General features: G+C 73.8%; 17 protein-coding genes. 10 read left to right on the forward strand and 7 right to left on the reverse strand.

The genetic code is table 11. From position 1 onward, the window contains the following. Positions 1 to 25: 25 nt before the first annotated feature. Positions 26 to 496 (forward strand): winged helix-turn-helix transcriptional regulator, encoded by a 471-nt coding sequence (locus tag KDL28_RS02230; protein ID WP_252435468.1) that lies wholly within the window; start codon positions 26 to 28, stop codon positions 494 to 496. 143 nt (positions 497 to 639) lie between these two features. Here KDL28_RS02230 and KDL28_RS02235 read toward each other — a convergent pair whose 3' ends face one another. Next, entirely contained in the window at positions 640 to 1,347 is a 708-nt protein-coding gene (locus KDL28_RS02235; RefSeq protein WP_252435470.1) for a bleomycin resistance protein, read from the reverse strand. 44 nt (positions 1,348 to 1,391) lie between these two features. Between KDL28_RS02235 and KDL28_RS02240 the strand changes: the two genes are divergently transcribed. Next, the gene (locus KDL28_RS02240; RefSeq protein WP_252435471.1) at positions 1,392 to 2,171 is read left to right on the forward strand and encodes a TetR/AcrR family transcriptional regulator; all 780 of its coding nucleotides are present in this window, start codon (positions 1,392 to 1,394) and stop codon (positions 2,169 to 2,171) included. A 127-nt stretch (positions 2,172 to 2,298) separates the two neighbouring features. On the opposite strand, the gene KDL28_RS02245 is transcribed toward KDL28_RS02240, so the two are convergent. Beyond that, positions 2,299 to 2,670 carry a VOC family protein gene (locus KDL28_RS02245; RefSeq protein ID WP_252435472.1) on the reverse strand — a complete coding sequence of 124 codons (372 nt, stop codon included), beginning with the start codon at positions 2,668 to 2,670 and terminating at the stop codon, positions 2,299 to 2,301. Positions 2,671 to 2,702: 32 nt separating this feature from the next. After that, entirely contained in the window at positions 2,703 to 3,560 is an 858-nt protein-coding gene (locus tag KDL28_RS02250) for an alpha/beta fold hydrolase (RefSeq protein WP_372496863.1), read from the reverse strand. 203 nt (positions 3,561 to 3,763) lie between these two features. Here KDL28_RS02250 and KDL28_RS02255 point away from each other — a divergent pair, with 203 nt between their 5' ends. Beyond that, positions 3,764 to 9,430 (forward strand): ATP-binding protein, encoded by a 5,667-nt coding sequence (locus tag KDL28_RS02255; RefSeq protein ID WP_308215910.1) that lies wholly within the window; start codon positions 3,764 to 3,766, stop codon positions 9,428 to 9,430. A 61-nt stretch (positions 9,431 to 9,491) separates the two neighbouring features. On the opposite strand, the gene KDL28_RS02260 is transcribed toward KDL28_RS02255, so the two are convergent. From KDL28_RS02260 to KDL28_RS02270, 3 genes are read right to left on the reverse strand one after another with little or no spacing between them, the layout of a single operon-like run. Continuing rightward, on the reverse strand, positions 9,492 to 10,121 hold the full coding sequence (locus tag KDL28_RS02260; protein WP_252435474.1) for a RodZ family helix-turn-helix domain-containing protein: 630 nt from the start codon (positions 10,119 to 10,121) through the stop codon (positions 9,492 to 9,494). Then, a complete protein-coding gene (locus tag KDL28_RS02265) occupies positions 10,118 to 11,122 on the reverse strand; it encodes a hypothetical protein (protein ID WP_252435475.1) in 1,005 nt (334 codons plus the stop codon). Before KDL28_RS02265 ends, KDL28_RS02260 begins: the two co-directional genes overlap by 4 nt. 30 nt (positions 11,123 to 11,152) lie before the next feature. Then, positions 11,153 to 11,677 (reverse strand): hypothetical protein, encoded by a 525-nt coding sequence (locus KDL28_RS02270; RefSeq protein WP_252435476.1) that lies wholly within the window; start codon positions 11,675 to 11,677, stop codon positions 11,153 to 11,155. 257 nt (positions 11,678 to 11,934) lie between these two features. On the opposite strand from KDL28_RS02270, the gene KDL28_RS02275 reads away from it, so the two are divergent. Next, positions 11,935 to 12,657, forward strand: coding sequence for a response regulator (locus tag KDL28_RS02275; RefSeq protein WP_252435477.1), 723 nt, complete (start codon positions 11,935 to 11,937; stop codon positions 12,655 to 12,657). Then, the gene (locus tag KDL28_RS02280; RefSeq protein WP_252435478.1) at positions 12,654 to 13,022 is read left to right on the forward strand and encodes a response regulator; all 369 of its coding nucleotides are present in this window, start codon (positions 12,654 to 12,656) and stop codon (positions 13,020 to 13,022) included. The genes KDL28_RS02275 and KDL28_RS02280 overlap by 4 nt, the downstream gene beginning before the upstream one ends. A gap of 3 nt (positions 13,023 to 13,025) precedes the next feature. On the opposite strand, the gene KDL28_RS02285 is transcribed toward KDL28_RS02280, so the two are convergent. Beyond that, positions 13,026 to 14,198: a GAF domain-containing sensor histidine kinase gene (locus tag KDL28_RS02285; protein WP_252435480.1), complete on the reverse strand. Its 1,173-nt coding sequence runs from the start codon at positions 14,196 to 14,198 to the stop codon at positions 13,026 to 13,028. A 497-nt stretch (positions 14,199 to 14,695) separates the two neighbouring features. Here KDL28_RS02285 and KDL28_RS02290 point away from each other — a divergent pair, with 497 nt between their 5' ends. From KDL28_RS02290 to KDL28_RS02310, 5 genes are all read left to right on the forward strand, one after another. Next, entirely contained in the window at positions 14,696 to 15,301 is a 606-nt protein-coding gene (locus KDL28_RS02290) for a TetR/AcrR family transcriptional regulator (protein ID WP_252435481.1), read from the forward strand. Between the two features lie 157 nt (positions 15,302 to 15,458). Continuing rightward, positions 15,459 to 15,779: an MmoB/DmpM family protein gene (locus KDL28_RS02295; RefSeq protein WP_308215911.1), complete on the forward strand. Its 321-nt coding sequence runs from the start codon at positions 15,459 to 15,461 to the stop codon at positions 15,777 to 15,779. Between the two features lie 386 nt (positions 15,780 to 16,165). Beyond that, positions 16,166 to 17,323 carry a DegT/DnrJ/EryC1/StrS family aminotransferase gene (locus KDL28_RS02300; RefSeq protein WP_252435484.1) on the forward strand — a complete coding sequence of 386 codons (1,158 nt, stop codon included), beginning with the start codon at positions 16,166 to 16,168 and terminating at the stop codon, positions 17,321 to 17,323. A 109-nt stretch (positions 17,324 to 17,432) separates the two neighbouring features. After that, positions 17,433 to 18,677 carry a UDP-N-acetyl-D-mannosamine dehydrogenase gene (wecC, locus tag KDL28_RS02305; protein WP_252435485.1) on the forward strand — a complete coding sequence of 415 codons (1,245 nt, stop codon included), beginning with the start codon at positions 17,433 to 17,435 and terminating at the stop codon, positions 18,675 to 18,677. Continuing rightward, positions 18,674 to 20,806, forward strand: a complete 2,133-nt coding sequence (locus tag KDL28_RS02310) for a bi-domain-containing oxidoreductase (RefSeq protein ID WP_252435487.1) — start codon at positions 18,674 to 18,676, stop codon at positions 20,804 to 20,806. Before wecC ends, KDL28_RS02310 begins: the two co-directional genes overlap by 4 nt. Positions 20,807 to 20,826 lie beyond the last annotated feature (20 nt).

Here is a 20,826-nt window from a genome sequence, read left to right on the forward strand (position 1 = left end):
TTAGCAACCCCGCTACGCTGGGTCCGTGGACTGGACCGAGTTCGACAGCAGCCGCTGCTCGGTGGCGCGCGCCGCGGGCGTGGTCGGGGACGCGTGGACCGTGCTGGTGCTGCGCGACCTGTTCAACGGCATCCGCCGCTTCGACGACCTCACCGAGCACCTGGGCATCGCCCGCAACGTGCTCACCCGCCGACTGTCCGCCCTGGTCGACGAGGGCATCGTCGTCCGCGTCCCCTACCGGGAACCGGGCAGCCGCGAGCGCCACGAGTACCGGCTCACCGCCGCCGGCCGCGACCTGCGCCCGGTCATCCTGGCCATGCTGGCCTGGGGCGACGTGCACCGCGCCGACGGCTTCGGGCCGCCGATGCGCGTCGAGCACGCCGAGTGCGGGGCGGGGGTGCACGTCGAACTGCGCTGCGACGAGGGCCACCTGGTGACGCCGACGACGCGGCTGCGCGCCGTCCCCGGCCCCGGCGCCCGCGTCGCCGCCGACTGACCCCGCACCCCTCCCCCACGCCCGTCGCCCCGCCCACCCCGCCCGCCTCGCCCACCTCTCGTGGTTCAGGAAAGCCACGATGCTGCCCGCAGAGGGCGGCATCGTGGCTCTCCTGAACCGGGCGGGCGGGGACGGCGACGGGGTCAGTCGCGCAGGCGGGCCGCCAGTTCGGCGGCGACGGCGAGGTCGTCGGCGAGGACGTCGCGCTCGGCGTCGGACAGCTCCATCCCCGCCACCTCCGCCAGCAGCGCCGCGGCTCCGTCGCGGTCGTCGGTGCGGACCAGCAGCTCGATCAGGAAGATCAGCGCGGGCACGCGCTCGGTGGCCGGGGCGTCGGCGTGCCGGGCGAGCCCGTTCTCCAGCACCCGCACGCCCGCCGCCTCGTCGCCGTGCGCGTCGGCCTGCCGGGCCGCGTTGGCCACGACCCTGGTCAGCCGTTCGCGCGCGGGCGCGCCGCCTTCGTCGTCGCCGTAGGCGCTGATCCGCAGCCAGTTGCCGCCCGGGTCGACCACCGAGAAGCCGGCCGAGGTGCCCTGCTTGGCGCGGGGCCGGGTCATCCGCGGGATGCCGGACAGCGGGACCCGGCCGAACAGCTCGCGCAGCCCGGCGGCGAACGCCCGGTGCAGGGCTCCGGTGTCCTCCACGAGCACGACGACGGTGCCCATCGAGTCGGCCGGGTCGAACCCCTCGACGGAGAAGAAGTGCAGCTCGATCCCGCCGCGCCGGACCGCGGCGAACGGGTTGGGGCGCTGCTGGCGGTAGGTCAGCTCGAACCCGAGCGCGTCGTAGAAGGGCAGGACGTCGTCGAGGTCGCGGCAGGGCAAACCGGGGATCACGGTCTCGGTGCGCACGAGAAACATCGTACACTGTTCGGAGTATCGATCGGAGGAGACCGATGGTGGAGTACGCCGGACGCGGCGACGCCGAGCGCACGATGGCGCTGCTCTGGGACGGCATCCCGACCCCGCGCCGGGGTCCACGCCCCCGCCTCGACCTCCCCCGCCTCGTCGACACCGCGATCGCCGAGGCCGACCGGGCCGGCCCCGACGCTCTGTCCATGCGCGCGCTCGCCCACGCACTCGGCATCGCCCCGGCTTCGCTGTACACCTACGTGCCCGGGAGGGCGGAGCTGCTGGAGCTGATGGTCGAGCGGGTCGTCGGCGCCCAACCCCTCCCCCGCCCCGACGCCGGCTGGCGCGCCGGCCTGCGCGACCTGGCCACCACCGACCTCGCCGCCTACCGCGCCCACCCCTGGCTCCTGCAGGTGGCCACCTCCCGCACGGTCTTCGGCCCGCACGTCATCGCCCGCTACGACGCCGCGCTGGCCCTCCTCGACGGCCACGGCATCCCTGCCGTCGAGATCACCGGCTGCGTGGCGGCCGTGGAGTCCTACACGCGCGGCGCCGCCTCCGCCGTGGTCGAGGCCGAACAGGCCCCCACCCGCACCGGCAGCACCGACGACGAGTGGTGGGAGCGCCGAGCACCCCTGCTGGACGAGCGCATGCGCGGCCGGTTCCCCCGACTGGACGCCCTGGACCGGGCCGGCGCGTTCGCGGTCTCCGGCACCGACCTGCCGTACACGCTGCAACGCGCCCTGGACCGCTTCACCTACGGTCTGGACCTGCTCCTCGACGCCCTCGGCGCCCGGATCACCCGCTCCCCACCACCCGACTGACCGCCTCACCCCCGCCGCCAGCTCAGGGCGTCCTCGCAGCATCCGGGTGGTCCTCGCAGGGTCCACGCACCCTGCGAGGACGCAGCCCACTCTGCGAGGACGCGCGGAGCCTGCGAGGCCGGACGGGTCAGAGCGTGCGCTGGTCGCGCCGGATGGGGTGGTCGGCGGGGACCTCGACCAGGACGATCCGGGTCCCGTCGGGGTCGGCGACCCACATCTCGTGCAGCCCCCACGGTTCCTGCCGCGGCTCGCGCACCACGTGCTCGGCCAGCTCGGCGTGCGCCGCGGCCAGGTCGCGCACCTGCAGCCACAGCGCCACCGCCGGGCCCGCGGGCTCGTCGGCGGCGCCGGAGAGCTCCAGGTGGCCGCCGCCGAGGAAGAAGACCGTGCCGCCGGGGAACTCGCGGGCCACCGCGAGCCCGAGGACGTCGCGGTAGAACGCGATGCTGCGCGCCATGTCCAACGGGTGGAGCAGTACGCGCGCGGCCAGGACCTCCATCGGACCCCTTCCTTCGGATCAGTGCCTGCGGGTCAGCCGGGGTGGGCGGCGAGGTGCTCGGCGATCAGCTCGGTGAGCTGGTCGGGGGCCTCGTCGGGGATCCAGTGGCTGACGCCGCGCAGCTCGACGAACCGGAACGGCGCCGCGACGTACCGGTCGGCCAGCTGCGCCGCGTCGCGGGTGATGGCGGTGTCGCCGTCGCTCCAGACGTAGAGCGTGGGCACCCGGATCCGCCCGGGCGTGCCGCGGGAGAACCGGATGGCCCGGTACCAGTTGAGGGCGGCGGTCAGGGCGCCGTCCTCGGCCATCGCGGCGGCGTCGCGCTCGGCCGCGGCCGCCGACTGGCCGCTGCGGCGCAGCGTCGCGACGAGCCGCGGGGAGAACGGCTTGCCGTCGGCTCCGAGGGCGCGTTCGGCGAGCCCGGGGACCTGGAAGGCCAGCATGTACCAGGAGGCCAGTGCCTGGCGGCCGCGACGCATGGCGCGCAGCATCGCCGCGGGCGGGGGCACCGACACCGCCGTCAGCGAGCGGAGCCTGCCGGGGTGCCGCCCGGCCAGCGCCCAGGCCACCGCGGCGCCCCAGTCGTGCCCGACGACGTGCGCCCGCCCGTCCGGGCCGACGACGTCGTCCAGCACGGCCAGGGCGTCGGCGACCAATTCGTCGATCGCGTACGCGCGCGCTCCGGCGGGTCGCGCGCCCGGCGAGTAGCCGCGCTGGTCGGGAGCGACGCACCGGAAGCCGCGCCCGGCCAGCCGCGACGCCACCCCCGCCCAGGACGACGCCCGTTGCGGGAAGCCGTGCAGCAGCAGCACCGGGTCGCCGTCGGCCGGGCCGTGCTCGACGACGTCGAAGGTCAGATCACCGCGGGTCACCGTGCGCACGGACCCCATCCTGCCCGTCCTCACCCGGATCGGCGTGATCACGCCCGACCGGGGGAACACCGTCGTCGCCCGGCCGCAGGTTGTGCGACCGGGTGGCCTCTAGTTCAGTGGTGGCCGCCCACGCGGCTACGGTCCTGCGGTCGAGGAACACCGGATCGGTGCAGAAGGACCGGATCGGGAGGCGCGCCACCAGCAATGGGAGTGATCAGGTCGTGACGGTGCAGTCATTCCAGCGCGTCGCCATCGTGAACCGCGGTGAGCCGGCGATGCGGCTGATCAACGCGGTGCGCGAGTGGAACGCCGAGATCGCCTCGCCGGGGTCGGCGCTGCGGGCCGCCGGTCGGCCCCCGCTGCGCACGATCGCCGTCTACACGGCGGTCGACCGGCATGCGATGTTCGTGCGGGAGGCCGACGAGGCCGTCCTGATCGGCCCGCAGGATCCGGAGCAGGCGTTCGCCGCCAGCCCCTACCTCGACCTCGCCGAGCTCGAGCGGGGGTTGAAGGCGGCCCGGGCCGAGGCGGTGTGGCCGGGCTGGGGGTTCGTCTCGGAGCGGGCCGACTTCGCGCGGCTGTGCCGCGACATCGGGGTCGTGTTCGTCGGGCCGTCGCCGGAGGTGATGGAGCGGCTCGGCGACAAGATCGCGGCCAAGGAGCTGGCCGAGCGGGTCGGCGTGCCGCTGGCCGCGTGGAGCGGCGGCGCGGTCGCCGACGTCGCGGCCGCCCGCGAGCACGCCGAGCGGATCGGCTACCCGCTGATGGTCAAGGCCACCGCCGGCGGTGGTGGTCGCGGCATCCGCCGGGTCGACTCCCCCGACCAGCTGGCCGAGGCGTTCGAGCGGGCCGGTTCGGAGGCGGCGAAGACCGCGGGCGACGCCACGGTGTTCCTGGAGCGGGCCATCCGCGGCGGGCGCCACGTCGAGGTGCAGGTCGTCGCCGACGCCGGGGGCGACGTGTGGACGCTGGGCGTGCGCGACTGCTCGGTGCAGCGGCGCAACCAGAAGGTGATCGAGGAGTCGGCGTCGACGGCGCTGGACGCCGAGCAGGAGGCGCTGCTGCGCGAGTCGGCGGCCGAGCTGGCCAAGGCCGCGGGCTACGTCAACGCGGGCACGGTCGAGTTCCTGTACGAGCCCAAGGAGCGGCTGCTGTCGTTCCTGGAGGTCAACACCCGGTTGCAGGTGGAGCACCCGGTCACCGAGGCCACCACCGGCGTCGACATCGTCAAGCTGCAGCTGCACGTGGCGATGGGCGGGCGGCTGGCCGACTCCGGTGCGGCCGGACCCGACGGCCGCGCCCCGCTCCCGCGCGGGCACGCCATCGAGGCCCGGCTGACCGCGGAGGACCCCGAGCAGGACTTCGCCCCGGCCCCCGGGCGCATCGAGCACCTGGCGCTGCCCAGCGGTCCCGGGGTGCGCGTGGACACCGGGGTGGCGACCGGCGACCTCATCCCGCCGCAGTTCGACTCGATGATCGCCAAGGTCATCGCGTGGGGCCGCGACCGCGCCGAGGCGCGCGCCCGGCTCTCCCGCGCGCTGCGCCAGACCGCCGCCGTGATCGACGGCGGCACCACCAACAAGGCGTTCCTGCTCGACCTGCTCGACCGCCCGGAGATCCTCTCCGGCGACACCGACACCACCTGGCTCGACACCATGATGGCCGCGGGCTACGCCCCGCCGCAGCGGCTCGACGTCGCGCTGCTGGCCACGGCCGTCGAGGCGCAGGACGCGCACGTCGCCCGCCAGCGCCAGCGGCTGTTCGCCTCGGCCGAGCGCGGGCGCCCGGAGGTCGGGCACGAGGCCTGGCACCAGGTCGACGTGCGCGCCGCCGGGGAGTCCTACCGGCTGCGGGTCGCGCAGACCCGCGGCGGGCGCTACCGCGTCGAGCTGGACGGCGTCGTCGTCGACGTCGACGCCGAGCGCACCGGCCACGTCGAGCGCAGGCTGACGGTGCAGACCGCGACGGCGCCGCAGTCGTTCGCGGTGCTGGCGGTGCCCCCGCACGGCAACTCGTCGGACTACCTGATCGAGGTCGACGGGGCCGTGCACCGGATCTCCGGCGGCGAGGCCGGGCTGGTCCGCGCACCGGCGCCGGCGATGGTGGTGGCGCTGCCGGTCGCCGAGGGCGACCAGGTCGCGGCCGGCGACGTCGTGGCGATCGTGGAGAGCATGAAGCTGGAGACGGCGCTGCGCGCGCCGGTCGCCGGCCGGGTGCGCGAGGTGCTGGTCGCGGCGAACACCCAGGTGGAGGGCGGCACCAAGCTGGTGCGCCTGGAGCCCGACACCGACTCGGCGGCCGGACCGGTTGGCCGGCGCGCCGACCTGTCCGGGCTGGCCAGCCCGCCGGCGACCGGCGAGGCCGCCGCCGACGTCGCCGCCGACGCGCTGACCTCGCTGCGCTACCTCGTGCTGGGCTACGACGTCGACGAGCGCGACGCCCGCCCGCTGCTCGCGGCGCTGCGGTCGGCCCGCGAGGCGCTGCCCGCCGACGACCCGGCCGTGCTGGCCGGGGAGACCGCGGTGCTGCGCATCTTCGCCGACCTGTGCGCCCTGTCGCGCAACCGGCGCGGCCCGGAGGACGAGACCCAGCAGGTCGACCCGGCCGGCGAGGAGGCCCGCAACCCGCAGGAGTTCCTCTACGCCTACCTGCGCTCCCGCGACGCCGACGCCGAGGGGCTGCCGGAGTCGTTCCGGGAGAAGCTGCGCCGGGCGCTGGCCCACTACGGCGTGCCCGACCTGGACCCCTCCGACCAGCTCAGCAGCGCGCTGTACCGGATGTTCCTGGCGCACCGGCGGGCGTCGTCGCAGGTGCCGGTGGTGCTGGAGCTGCTGCAGTGGCGGCTCACCAACCCCGAGTCGCTGCCGCCCGCGGCCCGCGAGGCCTACCAGGGCATGCTCGACCGGCTGGTCACCGCCACCCAGCTGCGCCACCCGGTGGTGGGCTCACTGGCCCGGCGGGTGCGCTACACCTGCTTCGACGCGCCGCTGATCGCCGCGGAGCGAGCGCGGGGCCAGGCCCGCGTGCGCGAGGAGCTCGACCGGCTCTCCTCCGACCCGGCCGAGCGCTCGGCGCAGATCGACCGGATCGTCGCCGCGGCCGAGCCGATCCTGGGCGTGTTCGGCGACCGGCACCACGCCGCGATGCTGGAGGTGATGACCCGGCGCTACTACCGGGTCCGGCTGCTGGCCGACGCCTCGGTGCAGGACCGCGGCGGCCGCCCCCTGCTGACCGCGACCTACCCGCACGACGGCCGCGACACGGTGGTGCTGGCCACCACGGTGCACACCGCGCCGGACGCGCCGCCGTGGGGCGACCCGATGGCCGTGCAGGGCGACCTGCGGCGGATCATCTCGCAGCTGCCCGAGGGCCGGGTCGCGGTGCTCGACCTGTACGTCATCGCCGGCGAGGCGCCCGACGCCGACGACGAGCGCTCGGCGGACAAGATCCGGGCGATGCTCGGCCCGCTGCCCGAGCGGCTGGTCCGCGTCGCGGTCGCCGTGCGCCGTCCCGGCGGCGACGAGCGCTCGGCGTGGTTCACGTTCGTCCCGGCCGGTTCGGTGTCGGGCTCGGGCGCCTCGGCGAACGACCGCCGCCCGGTCGAGGACCGGACGCTGCGCGGCCTGCACCCGATGGTCGCCGACCGGCTGGGGCTGTGGCGGCTGAAGGGGTTCGAGCTGACCCGCCTGCCCTCCCCCGTCGACGTGCACCTGTTCCGGGCGGTGGGCCGCCAGGTGCCGACCGACCGCAGGCTGATCGTGCTGTCCGACGTGCGCGACCTGACCGTCCTGCGCGGCGACGACGGCCGCATCCGCGCCCTGCCCCAGCTGGAGCACGTGCTGGACTCGTGCCTGGAGGCCGTGCGGTCGGCCCGCGCGGCCGATCGCGCCGACGCCGCCCTGGAGTGGAACCGGGTGCTGCTCTACGTGTGGCCGGTCGTCGACGTCTCGCTCGACGAGTTGGACTCGGTGGTGCGGGTGCTGGCCCCGCGGACGCTGGGGCTGGGCCTGGAGCAGGTGCTGGTGCAGTTCCGCCACGCGGGCGACGGCGAGGAGCCCGGGCAGTACATGCTGCGGATGTCGCGCCCGCCGGGCGCCGGGCTGACCGTGCGCGTCACCGAGCCGCCGACGCACCCGCTGCGCGAGCTGGACGGCTACGCGCAGAAGGTGATCCGGGCCCGCCGCCGCGGCGCCGTCTACCCGTACGAGCTGGTGCCGATGCTGCTGCGCAACCCCGACCGGGGCGGGCGCCAGGGCGCGTTCACCGAGTACGACCTGGACGACACCGGCGCCCCGGTGGTGGTCCAGCGGGCGCCGGGCGGCAACACGGCCAACATCGTGCTGGGCACCATCGAGACGGCGACCGAGCGGTACCCGGAGGGCATGACCAGGGTCGTGCTCATCGGCGACCCGACCAAGGCCCTCGGCGCGCTGGCCGAGCCGGAGTGCCGCCGGGTGCTGGCCGCGATCGAGCTGGCTCGCCGCCTCGATGCGCCGATCGAGTGGTTCGCGGTGTCGGCCGGGGCGAAGATCGCCATGGACTCCGGGACCGAGAACATGGACTGGATCTCCCGGGTGCTGCGCGGGGTCATCGAGTTCACCCAGGACGGCGGCGAGATGAACATCGTCGTCACCGGCATCAACGTGGGCGCCCAGCCGTACTGGAACGCCGAGGCGACCATGCTGATGCACACCAAGGGCATCCTGGTGATGACGCCCGACAGCGCCATGGTGCTCACCGGCAAGCAGTCGCTGGACTACTCCGGCGGGGTGAGCGCCGAGGACAACTTCGGCATCGGCGGCTACGACCGGATCATGGGTCCGAACGGGCAGGCGCAGTACTGGGCGCCCGACCTGTCCGCCGCGGTCGACGTGCTCCTGGCGCACTACGAGCACACCTACCGCGCCCCCGGCGAGCGGTTCCCGCGCCCGGCGCGGAGCGCCGACCCGGTGCAGCGCGACGTCTCCGACTCCCCGCACAGCGGGCCCGGCTGCGACTTCACCACGGTCGGCGAGGTGTTCACGGCCAACCCGGGGCGCAAGAAGCCGTTCGACATCCGCTCCGTGCTGGCCGCGGTGGCCGACGCCGACCACCCGACGCTGGAGCGCTGGGTCGACATGATCGACGCCGAGGGCGTGGTCGTGCTCGACGCCCACCTGGGCGGCCAGCCGGTCGCCCTGCTGGGCATCGAGTCGCGCCCGCTGCCCCGCCGCGGCCCGGTCCCGGTGGACGGCCCGACCACGTTCACCGCGGGCACGCTGTTCCCCAAGTCGTCGAAGAAGACGGCCCGGGCGATCAACGCGGCCAGCGGCAACCGCCCGCTGGTGGTCCTGGCCAACCTGTCGGGTTTCGACGGCTCCCCGGAGTCGCTGCGCCAGCTGCAGCTGGAGTACGGCGCCGAGATCGGCCGGGCGGTGGTCAACTTCGACGGCCCGATCGTGTTCTGCGTGGTCAGCCGCTACCACGGCGGCGCGTTCGTGGTGTTCTCCGGCACGCTGAACGACAACATGGAGATCGCTGCGGTCGAGGGCTCCTACGCCTCGGTGCTCGGCGGCGCCCCCGCCGCCGCGGTGGTGTTCGCCGGCGAGGTCAACAAGCGCACCGCGGCCGACCCCCGCATCGCCGACCTGGAGGCCCGCATCGCCGAGGCCTCCCGGGCGGGTGAGGCGGCGGAGAGCGCCCGGTTGACGGGTGAGCTGGCCGTCCTGCGCCCCGGGGTGCGGGCGGAGAAGCTCGGCGAGATGGCCGACGAGTTCGACGCCGCGCACAGCGTCCAGCGGGCCCAGCGGGTGGGCTCGGTCGACCGGATCGTCCCGCCGACCGAGCTGCGCCCGTACCTGATCGACGCGGTGCGGCGCGGCATGGCCAAGGCTGGCAGCACCCGCTGACGACCCGGCGCCCGGTCGAGGTGCCCTGCCAGCCCGCGGGCTGAGTCGTCCACGCGACGGCTCAGCCCTGCGTCCACCGCACGGTGTGGCTTCCGAGCTGCAGGCCGCCGGTGGCGAACCGGGTGGTGACGGTCCCGTCGGGAGCGGCGACGAAGGTCCCCAGATCGATGCCCTCCGGCAGCAGGGTGACCCGCACGCTGCTGCCCGGGGCGAAGTCGTGGCCGGTCGCGGTCTGCTGCTGGCCGGTCGGGATGACCGGGCGGGCGATGGTCCCGTACGGACGGCCCACCGCGGGATCCGCGCTGTCGGCCGGGGTCGGCACGGCCGTTGCCGGGGTGACCGCAGGACCCGCCGATGTCGTCGGCGGCTCCGTCGTCGGCAGCACGGTGGTCGGCGGCACGGTGGTCGGCAGCACGGTGGTCGGCAGCACGGTGGTCGGTGGCTCCGATGCCGGCGGCTCCGTCGACGGCGGGACCGTCGACGGCGGGACCGTCGTCGACGGGACCGCGGTCGGTCGGGGCGTCGTCGACGGCAGTGGTGCGCTCGTGGTGGGAGCGTGGTCGGGAGGCCCTGGCGGGACGGCCGCGGCGGCGACCGCCGGTGATCCGGCCGCGACCGCCAGGGCCACGAGCAGCGGCGCCGCGGTCTGCAGCGCCGCTGCTGCGCGCCCCAGTGGTCGACGGTTCGTCATCGTGGTTCTCGCGCGGTCTCGCGGCGACGCCGCCGGAGCAGCACCACGACGACCACGATCAGCAGCGCCACCAGCAGGATCAGGGCACCGACCAGGAGTACGACGCCGTCGCCGTCGTCCTGCACCGCGACCGGAGCGGCGAGGCCGGGAGCGGCCGGGAACTGGATGCGGGCGTCGACGCTCTCCTCCAGCAGCCCGCTGCGCAGCGTGAGGGCCGCGTCCCACGGACCGTCGGGCAGTTGGCGGTCCATCGCGATGGTCACCGTCGTCGACCGTCCGGGGGCCACGGTGCTGCCCACCTGCACGGGGAAGGGGCCCGCGGTCAGCGCGCCGGGCCCGCCGGACAGCGCCAGTGCCCCGGACATGTCCAGGGCCCGGCCGCCGGTGTTGTGCAGCTGCGCCGTCACCACCGGCCGGCCGTCGGGATCACGTCCCGCGGTGAGCGAATCGACGGTGAAGTCGGAGGCGGGCGCGTTCCCGTCACCTACCGAGAGGTACATCCGGATGCCGACCCGGTTGACCAGGACGACGCCCGCGTCCCCGGGGGCCCTGACCTCGGCCCACGCCGCCCCGTACCGCTCACCGGGGGCGGCGTCGGCGGGCACCGAGACGGTGACGGTGGCTTCGGCCTCGGCGCCGGGGGCGAGGTCGAGGGTGCTGCTGCTCAGCGTGGTCCACGTCGACAGCTCGTTGGCGGTGCGCCCGTCGGCGCCGAGGAACGAGCCGTCCTCGATGACGGCGGCCGCCGGGTAGATCGCGATGCTCATCGGTTCGCGTGTGGTGTTGGAGACCATGATGCGGCGGTTGACGACCGCACCCGGCGCCAAGTGGTCCACGATGTACTGCCGTGCCCGGGGGTCGTCGCGGGCGACGGTGGGTACGTCGAGCAGCCGCACGCCCACGCTGCCCGGGTCGGGCGCGGGCGGTGCCGCGCTCGCCGGGCCGGCGGCCGCGGCGATCGCCGCGACCACCAGCACCGGGATGAGAGCGAAGCTACGCACGGGGGATCTCCATCATGATCGTCACAGCGCTCATACGACGGAGTGGGTCAGCGTGGCGGTGTACACCCCTGCCTGGGCCCCGGCCGGTACCTGAACCGTGACGGTGGGACTCCAGGTGGCGGTGTTCGCGCCGGAGACCCCGGTGGCGGTCTGCACCGGCATGACGCCGATGGGGCCGTTGGCGTCCTGGGCCGTGACCGTCGACGTGCCGGTTTCCGTGGCCGCGGGGGTGGCGTAGGTCACCGCGGAGGCGGACACGGCGACGGCGGGTGCCGCCGGGGTGAAGGCGGTGGAGATGACGGACGCGACCCATCCGGCCACACCGCCGCGGCCGTCGGTCACCGCGACGTTCCCGAGGGCGGCGCCGATGGCCTGCGTGCCAGGGCTCGCCGCCGCCGTGCCCAGCGGGACGGACTCGGCCGGTGCGGTGATCGCGAGTGCGCCGCCGGTGATCGTGAAGGTGGCGTCGGTGTCGGCGGCGAGCGCCGGACCTGCTCCGAGCACCAGGAGCGCCGCGCTGGCCACGATCGGGGTGATGATCAGATTCTTGCGCATGGTGTGCTCTCTCTCCGTAGCTGGGCCCATGCACTGCGTGGGCACACCACAGAGAAGCATCGATACGACACGCATCGTTGCTAATTGAGGGGAAGCAGAGTTTCCCGACCGGAGGCCACACGATCGATGCCGGCAACCAGCCGATGAGGCAGTCCCCCACGGGGCCGCCGCGACCGCGTCCGTCAGAAACGCACGTTGTGGTGAACGGCGGCGCGATCGTGCCGGCCCGGCGCCGCGGCTCCCGCACACTGCGGAGCATGACGGCACCGGCGAGGGTGCTGATCGTCGAGGACGACGTCGAGATCAGCTACCTGATCGAGTTGGCACTGGCCGACGCCCACCTGGACGTCCGCACGGTCGGCCACGGCGACCAGGCGCTGAGCGAGGTCCACGACTGGGCGCCCGACGTGGTGCTGCTCGATCTGAGCATCCCCGGTCCGGACGGGTTGGAGGTGTGCCGCAGGCTGCGGCAGTTCTCCGACGCCTACGTCCTCATGCTGACCGGTCGCGCCGACGAGGTCGACAAGGTGATCGGTCTGTCGATCGGCGCCGACGACTACCTGACCAAGCCGTTCTCCCCGCGCGAGCTCGCCGCCCGCGTGCAGGCCATGCTGCGCCGCCCCCACGAGCTGCCGCAGGCCGGGCAACGACGGGGCCGGGGCCAGCAGCCCGACGGGCACCCGAGCGGCTCGCTGGAGATCGACGTCGCTGCCCGCGAGGTACGGGTCCGCGGGACTCTCATCGCCCTCACGAAGATCGAGTTCGATCTGCTGGCCGCGCTGGCCGAGGACGAGCGGCAGGTCCGCACCCGCGATCAGCTCCGGGAGCGGGTGTGGGGCGGTGCGTGGCTGGCCGACGAGCACGCCGTCGACGTCCACATGTCCAATCTGCGGCGCAAGCTCGCCGCGGCCGGGGAGGGGCAGACGATCACCACCGTGCGCGGCGTCGGGTACCGGATCACACCGCTCGGCGGACCATGAGGGTCCTCGTCGTCGACGACGACGAGGACAACGTGGAGGTGCTGGTCATGTGCCTGACCGCGTTCCTGGACTGGGACGTCCGGGCCGTCACCGACGGCCGGGAGGCGCTGGAGATCTGCTGGTCCACCGAGTTCGACGTGGTGGTGCTGGACGTCGAGATGCCGCTGATGGACGGCCCGCACGTGCTGGCCGCGCTGCGGGCCGACCCGCGCACCACGTCCCTGCCGGTGGTCTTCCTGACCGCCAACGCCGAGCCCGCGCTCGGCGACCGGCTGCAGGCTCTCGGCGCGCTGGCCGTTCTGGCCAAGCCCTTCGACACGTGGCTCATCGGCGAGCAGCTGGCCGAGTTCCTCGGCGGACGCTGAGCCTCACCACCACGGCCTGTCGCTGTCCGGCCCGGTGGTGGGCAGGGACACCTCGAAGACGCTCCCGCCCCCCTCGGCCGGCCGAGCGCCCAGGTGGCCGCCGTGCGCGGCGACGATGCCGCCGGCGATCGCCAGACCCAGCCCCGCCCGCCCGTTCCGCCGCTGCCCGGGCACCTCGAACTGGACGAACGGCTCGAAGATCTCGTCCAGCTGGCCCTGCGGGATGCCCGGGCCGTGATCACGGACCGAGCATTCCGCCCAGGCTCCGTCGGTCCCGCAGTGCACCGTGACCGTTCCCTGCGGTGGCGACACGTTCACCGCGTTGACCAGCAGGTTCGTCAACACTTGGACCAGCCGGTCGGCGTCGCCCCGCAGCGGGGCCGGATCGTCGCAGGAGACCTCGACCTGCACGGACGCGCGGTCGGCGACATCCCGGACCGCGAGCACCGCCTGATCGACGACCTCGGGCAGGGTCAGGGTGGCCAGCCGTAGATGCAGCTTGCCGCGCTGCATAAGGTGCAGGTCGACGACGTCCTCGGCCAGCCGCACCATGCGGCCGGCGTTCTTCGCCGCGATGCCCACCAGCTTTGCCACCATCGGTGTCAGCTCGCCGAACCGCCCCGACTCGATCAGCTCGAGCGACCCGCGGATGGAGGTCAGCGGGGTCCGCAGCTCGTGGCTCACGACCGAGACGAAGTCCCGGCGGGCACGCTCGGCGTCCCGCTCCCACTGGCTGGACCGCGGGACGGCGTACTCGAGCTCCACCCAGGCGGCCAGGTCGCGGAGCGACCGGCGCTGCCTGCTGTCCAGCCGTCGCGGGACGCGGTCCGCCACGCACAGCGCACCGACCAGGTACCCGGAAGGTGCAGCGATCGGCTGGCCGGCGTAGAACCTGACGAACGGCTCACCGACGACGGTCGGGAAATGCGCGAACCGCTCGTCGAGGGTCGCGTCGAACACCTCCAGGAGCTTCCCGGCGGCCAGCACGTGCGAGCTGAACGACTTGTTCCGCGGCAACTCCCGCGCCGGGGCCCCGACGGCGGACTTCGTCCACTGCCGGTCGACCTCGACCAGAGTGATCATGGCGATCGGCACGTCCAACAGGTCGCGGGCGACTCGGGTGATCCGGTCGAAGCGGTCCTCCGGGGGGGTGTTCAGCAGACGCAGGGCGCGCACCGACGCCACCCGTTGGCCTTCCCTGGCCCCGCCGCCTTCCGGCGGATCGACCACGCGCCGCACGGGGCTCAGGACGCACCCGGCGTTCCCGGCCGAACCACGAGCCGATCCGATCCAGTCATCTGCGCACCTCGAGCAGGATCCGTCCGGCGACGTTCCTCGCGGACACCGGACCGGGGACGGCCCGGTTCGCTCGCCTTCGTGTGGGTGGCCGCATCCGGCCTGACATCACCAGCGTCAGCCCCTTCACCGATCCTGTCAAGCGGTGCTACACAGCGCGACAACTGGTGCTAGCGCTGCCCGGTCCGACCGGCGTCGCAGGCACGGCGGCCGAGCCCAGCAGGGTTTGCCCTGCCGCGTGCGAGCGAGTCAGCGCCTGCGCTCAGCGCCGACCGCCCCGGGCCGCTCCCATGGCCGTAGCGGTACCTTCTGCGGCAGGCGCACTTCCCGACACGTCGGCGTGGACCGTGCCCGCGCCTGCCGGCCAGGAAGGCGCGATGACGACGGGCACGGATCCGGAGCGGTCGCGCGGGCGCCCACGCAGCCCGGAGTCCCATCGTGCGATCCTGGCGGCCACCCGCGAGGTCCTGGACGAGGTGGGCTACGTCCGGCTGACGGTGGAGGGCGTGGCGACGCGGGCAGGCGTCGGGAAGTCGACGGTGTACCGCTGGTGGCCCTCCAAGAGCGCCCTCGTCCTGGAGGCCGTCGGTTCGGCGCTCGCCGCACCGCCCCGACCGACCGGGGACGTCCGGGCGGACATCCGCGCCGTCCTGGCGAACATCGTCGAGGACCTGCGCGGCCCGCTGGCGGTGACGCTGCTGGCACTGGGCAGTGACGCGCTGCACGACGCGCCGGCCGCCGCCGAGCCGGTGGACCTCCTGCAGGCCGACCGCGGCGCGGTCCAGGACATGATCGAGGACGCGGGCCGGCGGGGCGATCTGCCCGCTGACGTCGACGCCGACCTGCTGCTGGACGTCTGCGTGGGCACGCTGCTGTACAGGTTGCTGTGCCGGCGCCCGACCGAGGACGTGGTCGACCGGCTCGTCGACCTGGTCGTCGAGGGCAGGATCCCGCGCACCGGGCCGGAGACCGAGCCGACCTGACCGCCCACGCGGCGGACCTCGATCGGGTGGACCTCGATCGGGTGGACCCGCCGCGCTGACGCGGCTCACGACCTTACTGTCGGAGGTGAGCCGCAGGCCCGGCCAGGTACCCGCAACGAGGTACCGCCTGGCCGGAGGGCTCGGAATCGGGGGTCTCGTGTCGCATCATGTCGCAGACCCGGCTCCCCGGAGGACCGGTGACGACGTCAGCATCGTCCTGCGGGCCGGCGGCGGCCGGGTCGACCTGGTGATAGCCGCGATCCGCGACGACAACCCCGACGTCGAACTGCACGTGGTCGACCACGGCGACCTCGTCGACGTGTCGGCCTGCCGCCGGTTGCTGCTCACCGTGAGGTCCCTGCGCTGGCAGACCGGCTGGGACCTCGGGGCGCACGACGTGTGGGCCATGATCGTGTCGTTCCGCGGCACGATGACCGCCACCGCCGACCGCGTGATGGTGACCTCCGGCGGCAGGTAGGCCCGACCGTCGGGCGCAGCGGCATCCGAGGCCGTTGACCGTAGCTAATCGAAACGATACGTTTCGTATAATTAGTGGACGGTCCGTCGCCCCAGCCCCCGGCGCTCACCAGTGCCGGCCGGCGCACCGGAGACACGGTCTCCCGGGCGAGCCGCACCGGCTGACCCCACACCATCTCCGGTCCGGCGCCGGCACACCCGCCCGACGCCGCCGGTCCGTCCAGCAGAGGAGCACCCGGTGTCGACAACCCCGAGCGAGCAGGCCGCCATGTCGCTTCGGCGTGCCCGGGACACCCTCCGGACACTCCGGGGCGCACCGTGACCAGCCCTGTCCTGCGAACGTCCACGCTCGCCGTCGACGGCGGGGCACCGATCCGGGATCGTCCGTTGCCGGCATGGCCGCACTTCGACGACGACGAGCGCGCCGCCGCGGACGCGGTGCTGGGCTCGGGCCGGGTGAACTACTGGACAGGCGAGCAGGGGCACCACTTCGAGCGCGACTTCGCGGCGTGGGTGGGGGTCCCGCACGCCGTCGCCGTCAGCAACGGCACCGTCGCGCTGGAGATCGCGCTCCGCGCCATCGGGGTCGGCCCCGGTGACGAGGTCGTCGTGCCGTCGGCGACGTTCATCGCCACCGCCGCCGCGGTGGCGACCTGCGGGGCGATCCCGGTGGTGGTCGACGTCGACCGGGGCACCCGGTGCCTCACCGCCGGGACGGTCGAACCGGCACTCACCGCCCGGACCGTCGCGATCGTCGTCGTGCACCTCGGCGGGTTCCCCGCCGACATGGCACCGATCCTGCACCTCGCGCGCGAGCGCGGGCTGACCGTCGTCGAGGACTGCGCGCAGGCGCACGGCGCGCGTCGCGGGGGCCGGATGGTCGGCACCCACGGCACCGTCGCCGCCTGGTCGTTCTGCCAGGACAAGATCATGAGCACCGCCGGCGAGGGCGGCGCGATCACCACAGCCGACCCGGACGTGTGGCGGCGCTGCTGGGAGTACAAGGACCACGGCAAGAACCACGACGCGGTCACCGACCAGACGCACCCACCCGGGTTCCGGTGGCTGCACGACAGCTTCGGCACCAACGCCCGGATGACCGAGGTCCAGGCCGCCGTGGGGCGCCGCCAGCTGGGCAAGGTCGACGGCTGGGTCGCCCTCCGCAGGGCGCACGCCGCCCGCCTGACCGACGGGCTGCGCGACCTGGACGCGCTCCGGCTGCCGGCGACCCCGCCCGCCGTGGAACCGGCCTTCTACCGCTACCACGTCGAACTGCGGTCCGAGCGGCTCGCGCCGGGGTGGGACCGCGACCGGGTCGTCGCCGCGCTCGTCGCCGAGGGCGTCCCGGCGACCCAGGGCGGGTGCTCGGAGATCCAGCGCGAGCGGGCGTTCCGGACGGTGCGGACACCACCCCGGGTCCTCCCGAACGCCGCCGCGCTGTCCCGCACGACCTTGACGCTCCCGGTGCACCACCGGATGTCGGACTCCGACGTCGACGACGTGGTCGCCGCCGTCCGCAAGGTGCTCCAGGAGGCCGCCGGATGAGCGGCCCGAACATCACGACCGACCACGGCACCCGGCCAGAGGCGATCACGAGGGCACCGCTGATCGCCGCGACGTCGATCCGACCGACTGACACCCCTTGGAGTACGACATGTTCGGACACGGAATCGTCGTCATCGGTCTCGGCTACATAGGCCTACCGACGTGTGCAGCCATCGCCGGACGCGGGGTATCGGTCACCGGGGTCGACGTCAACGCCTGCACCGTCGCCGAGATCAACGCAGGTCGATCGCCGGTGTTCGAGCCGGACCTCGGGGTGGCCGTGGCCGGTGCCGTGGCCCGAGGCCTGCTGACCGCCACCACCGAGGTGCCTGCCGCCGATGCCTTCCTCATCGCGGTACCGACACCGTTCACCGATGACCACCAGCCCGACCTGTCCCACGTTCACGCTGCCACTGCATCGATCGCGCCGCAGCTGCGCGGGGGCGAGGTGGTCATCCTCGAATCGACCTCACCGCCCGGGACGACGCTGCAGATCAGCCGGTGGCTCTCCGAGGCGCGCCCCGACCTCACCTTCCCGCACCAGCCGGGCGTGCCCGACGTGCACGTCGCGCACTGCCCCGAGCGGGTGCTCCCGGGCCGCATCATGATCGAGATGGTGACCAACGACCGGCTGGTGGGCGGCCTCACCCCGGCGTGCAGCGCCCGGGCCGCGGCCGTCTACCGCATCTTCTGCGAGGGCGAGATCCTGCTGACCGACGCCGCCAGCGCCGAGATGGCCAAGCTGACCGAGAACTCCTTCCGCGACGTCAACATCGCCTTCGCCAACGAGCTCGCAGCGGTGTGCGAGGAGGTGGAGGTCGACGTGTGGGAGGTCATCCGGCTGGCGAACCACCATCCACGGGTCGACATCCTGAGTCCCGGCCCCGGCGTCGGCGGGCACTGCATCGCCGTCGATCCGTGGTTCATCGTGTCCGCCGCACCGCACCGGACCCGACTGATCCGTACTGCGCGCGAGGTCAACGACGCCCGCCCCGGTTCGGTGGTCGACGCCATCGCCACCGCGGTCGACAACATGGTCGACCCGGTGGTCGCCTGCCTGGGGCTGGCCTTCAAGGCCAACGTCGACGACCTGCGGGGCAGCCCGGCGGTGGACATCACCGGACGGGTCGCCCGGCGGCTGCCCGGAGCGTCCGTGCTGGCGGTCGAGCCCCACGTCGGCAAGCTTCCCCCCATGCTGGACGACATCGCGAACCTCGCCTTGGAGAGCGCCGCCGACGCCGTGGCGAAGGCCGACGTCGTCGTCCTGCTCGTGGACCACAACCAGTTCCGCGCCATCACCCCGGCTGAACTCGACGGCAAGCAGATCGTCGACACCCGGGGCTTCTTCCGGTGAAGCAGGTCGTCCAGTCGGTCGGGGACGGCAACCTGCGGGTCGTCGAGGTGCCCAGCCCCACACCCGCCCCGACCGACGTCCTGGTCGCGACCCGGCGTTCGCTGCTGTCCTCCGGTACCGAGCGCGCCGTGCGGGAGCTCGCGTCGGCCGGCCTCCTCCGGAAGGCGAAGGCCCGGCCCGACCTGGTCAGAGCCGTGCTCAAGAAGGCGAGGACCGACGGGATCAGCAACACCGTGCAGGCCGTGCGGACCCGCCTGGACGACGACATGCCGCTCGGTTACAGCGCGGCCGGCGTCGTCGTCATCGCGGGTGGTGCGGTCCCGGGGACGCTCGTTCCGGGGAGCCGGGTGGCGACCGCCTCGGCCGGGCACGCCGAGATCCAACTGGTGCCGGGCCTGCTCGCCGTGCCGATCCCGGACGGCGTCAGCGACCAGGCCGCCGCCTTCGGCGCCGTGGCCGCCGTCGCGTTGCAGGGCCTGCGGCAGGCCGACGTCGCACCGGGCGGAACGATCGTCGTCGTCGGGCTCGGCCTGGTCGGCCAACTGACGGTCCGGATGGCCGTCGCCTCCGGACTGGATGTCGTCGGCGTGGACCTGCGCGGATGGACCACCGAGTTGGTCACCGCAGCCGGTGGGCTGGGCCTGGTGGAGTCCGGTGAGGACACCACCGAGACCATCCGCGCGCGCACCCGCGGCCGTGGAGCCGACGCCGTGCTGATCACGGCGTCGACGCCGTCCTCCGACCCCGTCATGTCCTCGTGCGCCCGATTGCGCGACCGCGGCCGGATCGTCGTCGTCGGGGACGTCGGTCTCGACCTCGCCCGTACCCCGTTCTACGAGAAGGAGATCGAACTCCGGTTCGCGCGGTCCTACGGTCCCGGCCGCTACGAACGCTCCTACGAGGAGTTCGCGGTCGACTACCCGGTCGGTCACGTCCGCTGGACCGAGGGCCGCAACATCGAGGCCTTCCTCGATCTGGTCGGCCGCGGCCGGGTGACCGTCGACGACCTGGTCACGCACGTGTTCCCGGTGGACGAGGCGGAGAAGGCCTACGCCACCGTCGGCAGCGACCCCAGGGCGCTGGCCGTCCAGTTCTGCTACGACCTCGATCCCGCGGCCCGATCCGAGCGCATCGTCCTGGGGGCCCGCAGCGGTCCCGGTGGCCTCGGTGCCGGCATCATCGGAGCGGGCAACTTCGCCAAGGCCACCTTCCTCCCCGCGCTGGGGCGAGCGGGCTGGACCGAGCTCGCGGCCGTGACCTCCTCCGGCGGGCTCACCGCGCGCCACCTCGCAGAGCACCACGGCATCGGGATCGTCTGCCCCGACGTCGACGACCTGCTGACGATCGACGACGTGGGCACCGTGTTCGTCCTGAGCCGCCACGACAGCCACGCGCAGTTCGTGTCGAAGGCGCTCCGCGCCGGCCGGAACGTCTTCGTCGAGAAACCGCTGGCCCTGACCCACCACGAACTGGACGAGGTCGTCGACGCTCTCGGAGCGGGCGAGGGTCAGCTGTGGGTCGGGTTCAACCGCAGACACTCCGAGGCAGTGCACAGGACCGCGGCCGCGCTCCCCGCCGACGGCGGCCCCCTGGTCGCCACCTACCGGGTGTCGGCGGGCCGGCTCCCCGCCGCGCACTGGTACAAGGACCGGCGCCAGGGCGGGCGCCTGCTCGGCGAGGTCTGCCACTTCGTCGACGTCATCTCCTGGATCGTCGGTGCCGCCCCGGTGCGGGTCACCGCGATGGGCAGCGGCGGCGCCGAGGCGCTGCTGCAGGAGAACCTCGTCCTCACCCTCGCCTACGGCGACGGCTCGCTCGCCACGGTCAGCTACGCCGAGCACGGCCACCCGTCGACGGCCAAGGAGCGGCTGGAGATCCTCGGTCGAGGACACTCGATCACGATCGACGACTACAAGCGGCTCACCGTCGACGGCAAGGACGTGAAGATGAGGAACCCGGACAAGGGCCACGTCCGCAACCTCGAGCGCTTCCACGCCGTCGTCCGCGGCGAGGCCGACGGCACCGCCGATCTGCGCATGTCCATCGCCACGACGGCGACGATGCTCGATGCGGCGTCATCACTCATGGCGGAACCGACGACGACGCCGCCCCACCTGCAGCGTCCGTGATTCTCGTGGGCGATCTCGGG

Origin of the sequence: Pseudonocardia humida, from assembly GCF_023898865.1 — a bacterium.
Classification (GTDB): Bacteria; Actinomycetota; Actinomycetes; order Mycobacteriales; family Pseudonocardiaceae; genus Pseudonocardia; species Pseudonocardia humida.

Bases quoted from the DNA above. Each gene is read 5' to 3' on its own strand.
- KDL28_RS02280 (WP_252435478.1), top strand. From the start codon at position 12,654: ATGAGGGTCCTCGTCGTCGACGACGACGAGGACAACGTGGAGGTGCTG.
- wecC (WP_252435485.1), top strand. From the start codon at position 17,433: ATGTTCGGACACGGAATCGTCGTCATCGGTCTCGGCTACATAGGCCTA.
- KDL28_RS02290 (WP_252435481.1), top strand. From the start codon at position 14,696: ATGACGACGGGCACGGATCCGGAGCGGTCGCGCGGGCGCCCACGCAGC.
- KDL28_RS02275 (WP_252435477.1), top strand. From the start codon at position 11,935: ATGACGGCACCGGCGAGGGTGCTGATCGTCGAGGACGACGTCGAGATC.
- KDL28_RS02245 (WP_252435472.1), bottom strand. From the start codon at position 2,670: ATGGAGGTCCTGGCCGCGCGCGTACTGCTCCACCCGTTGGACATGGCG.
- KDL28_RS02260 (WP_252435474.1), bottom strand. From the start codon at position 10,121: ATGACGAACCGTCGACCACTGGGGCGCGCAGCAGCGGCGCTGCAGACC.
- KDL28_RS02250 (WP_372496863.1), bottom strand. From the start codon at position 3,560: ATGGGGTCCGTGCGCACGGTGACCCGCGGTGATCTGACCTTCGACGTC.
- KDL28_RS02240 (WP_252435471.1), top strand. From the start codon at position 1,392: ATGGTGGAGTACGCCGGACGCGGCGACGCCGAGCGCACGATGGCGCTG.
- KDL28_RS02270 (WP_252435476.1), bottom strand. From the start codon at position 11,677: ATGCGCAAGAATCTGATCATCACCCCGATCGTGGCCAGCGCGGCGCTC.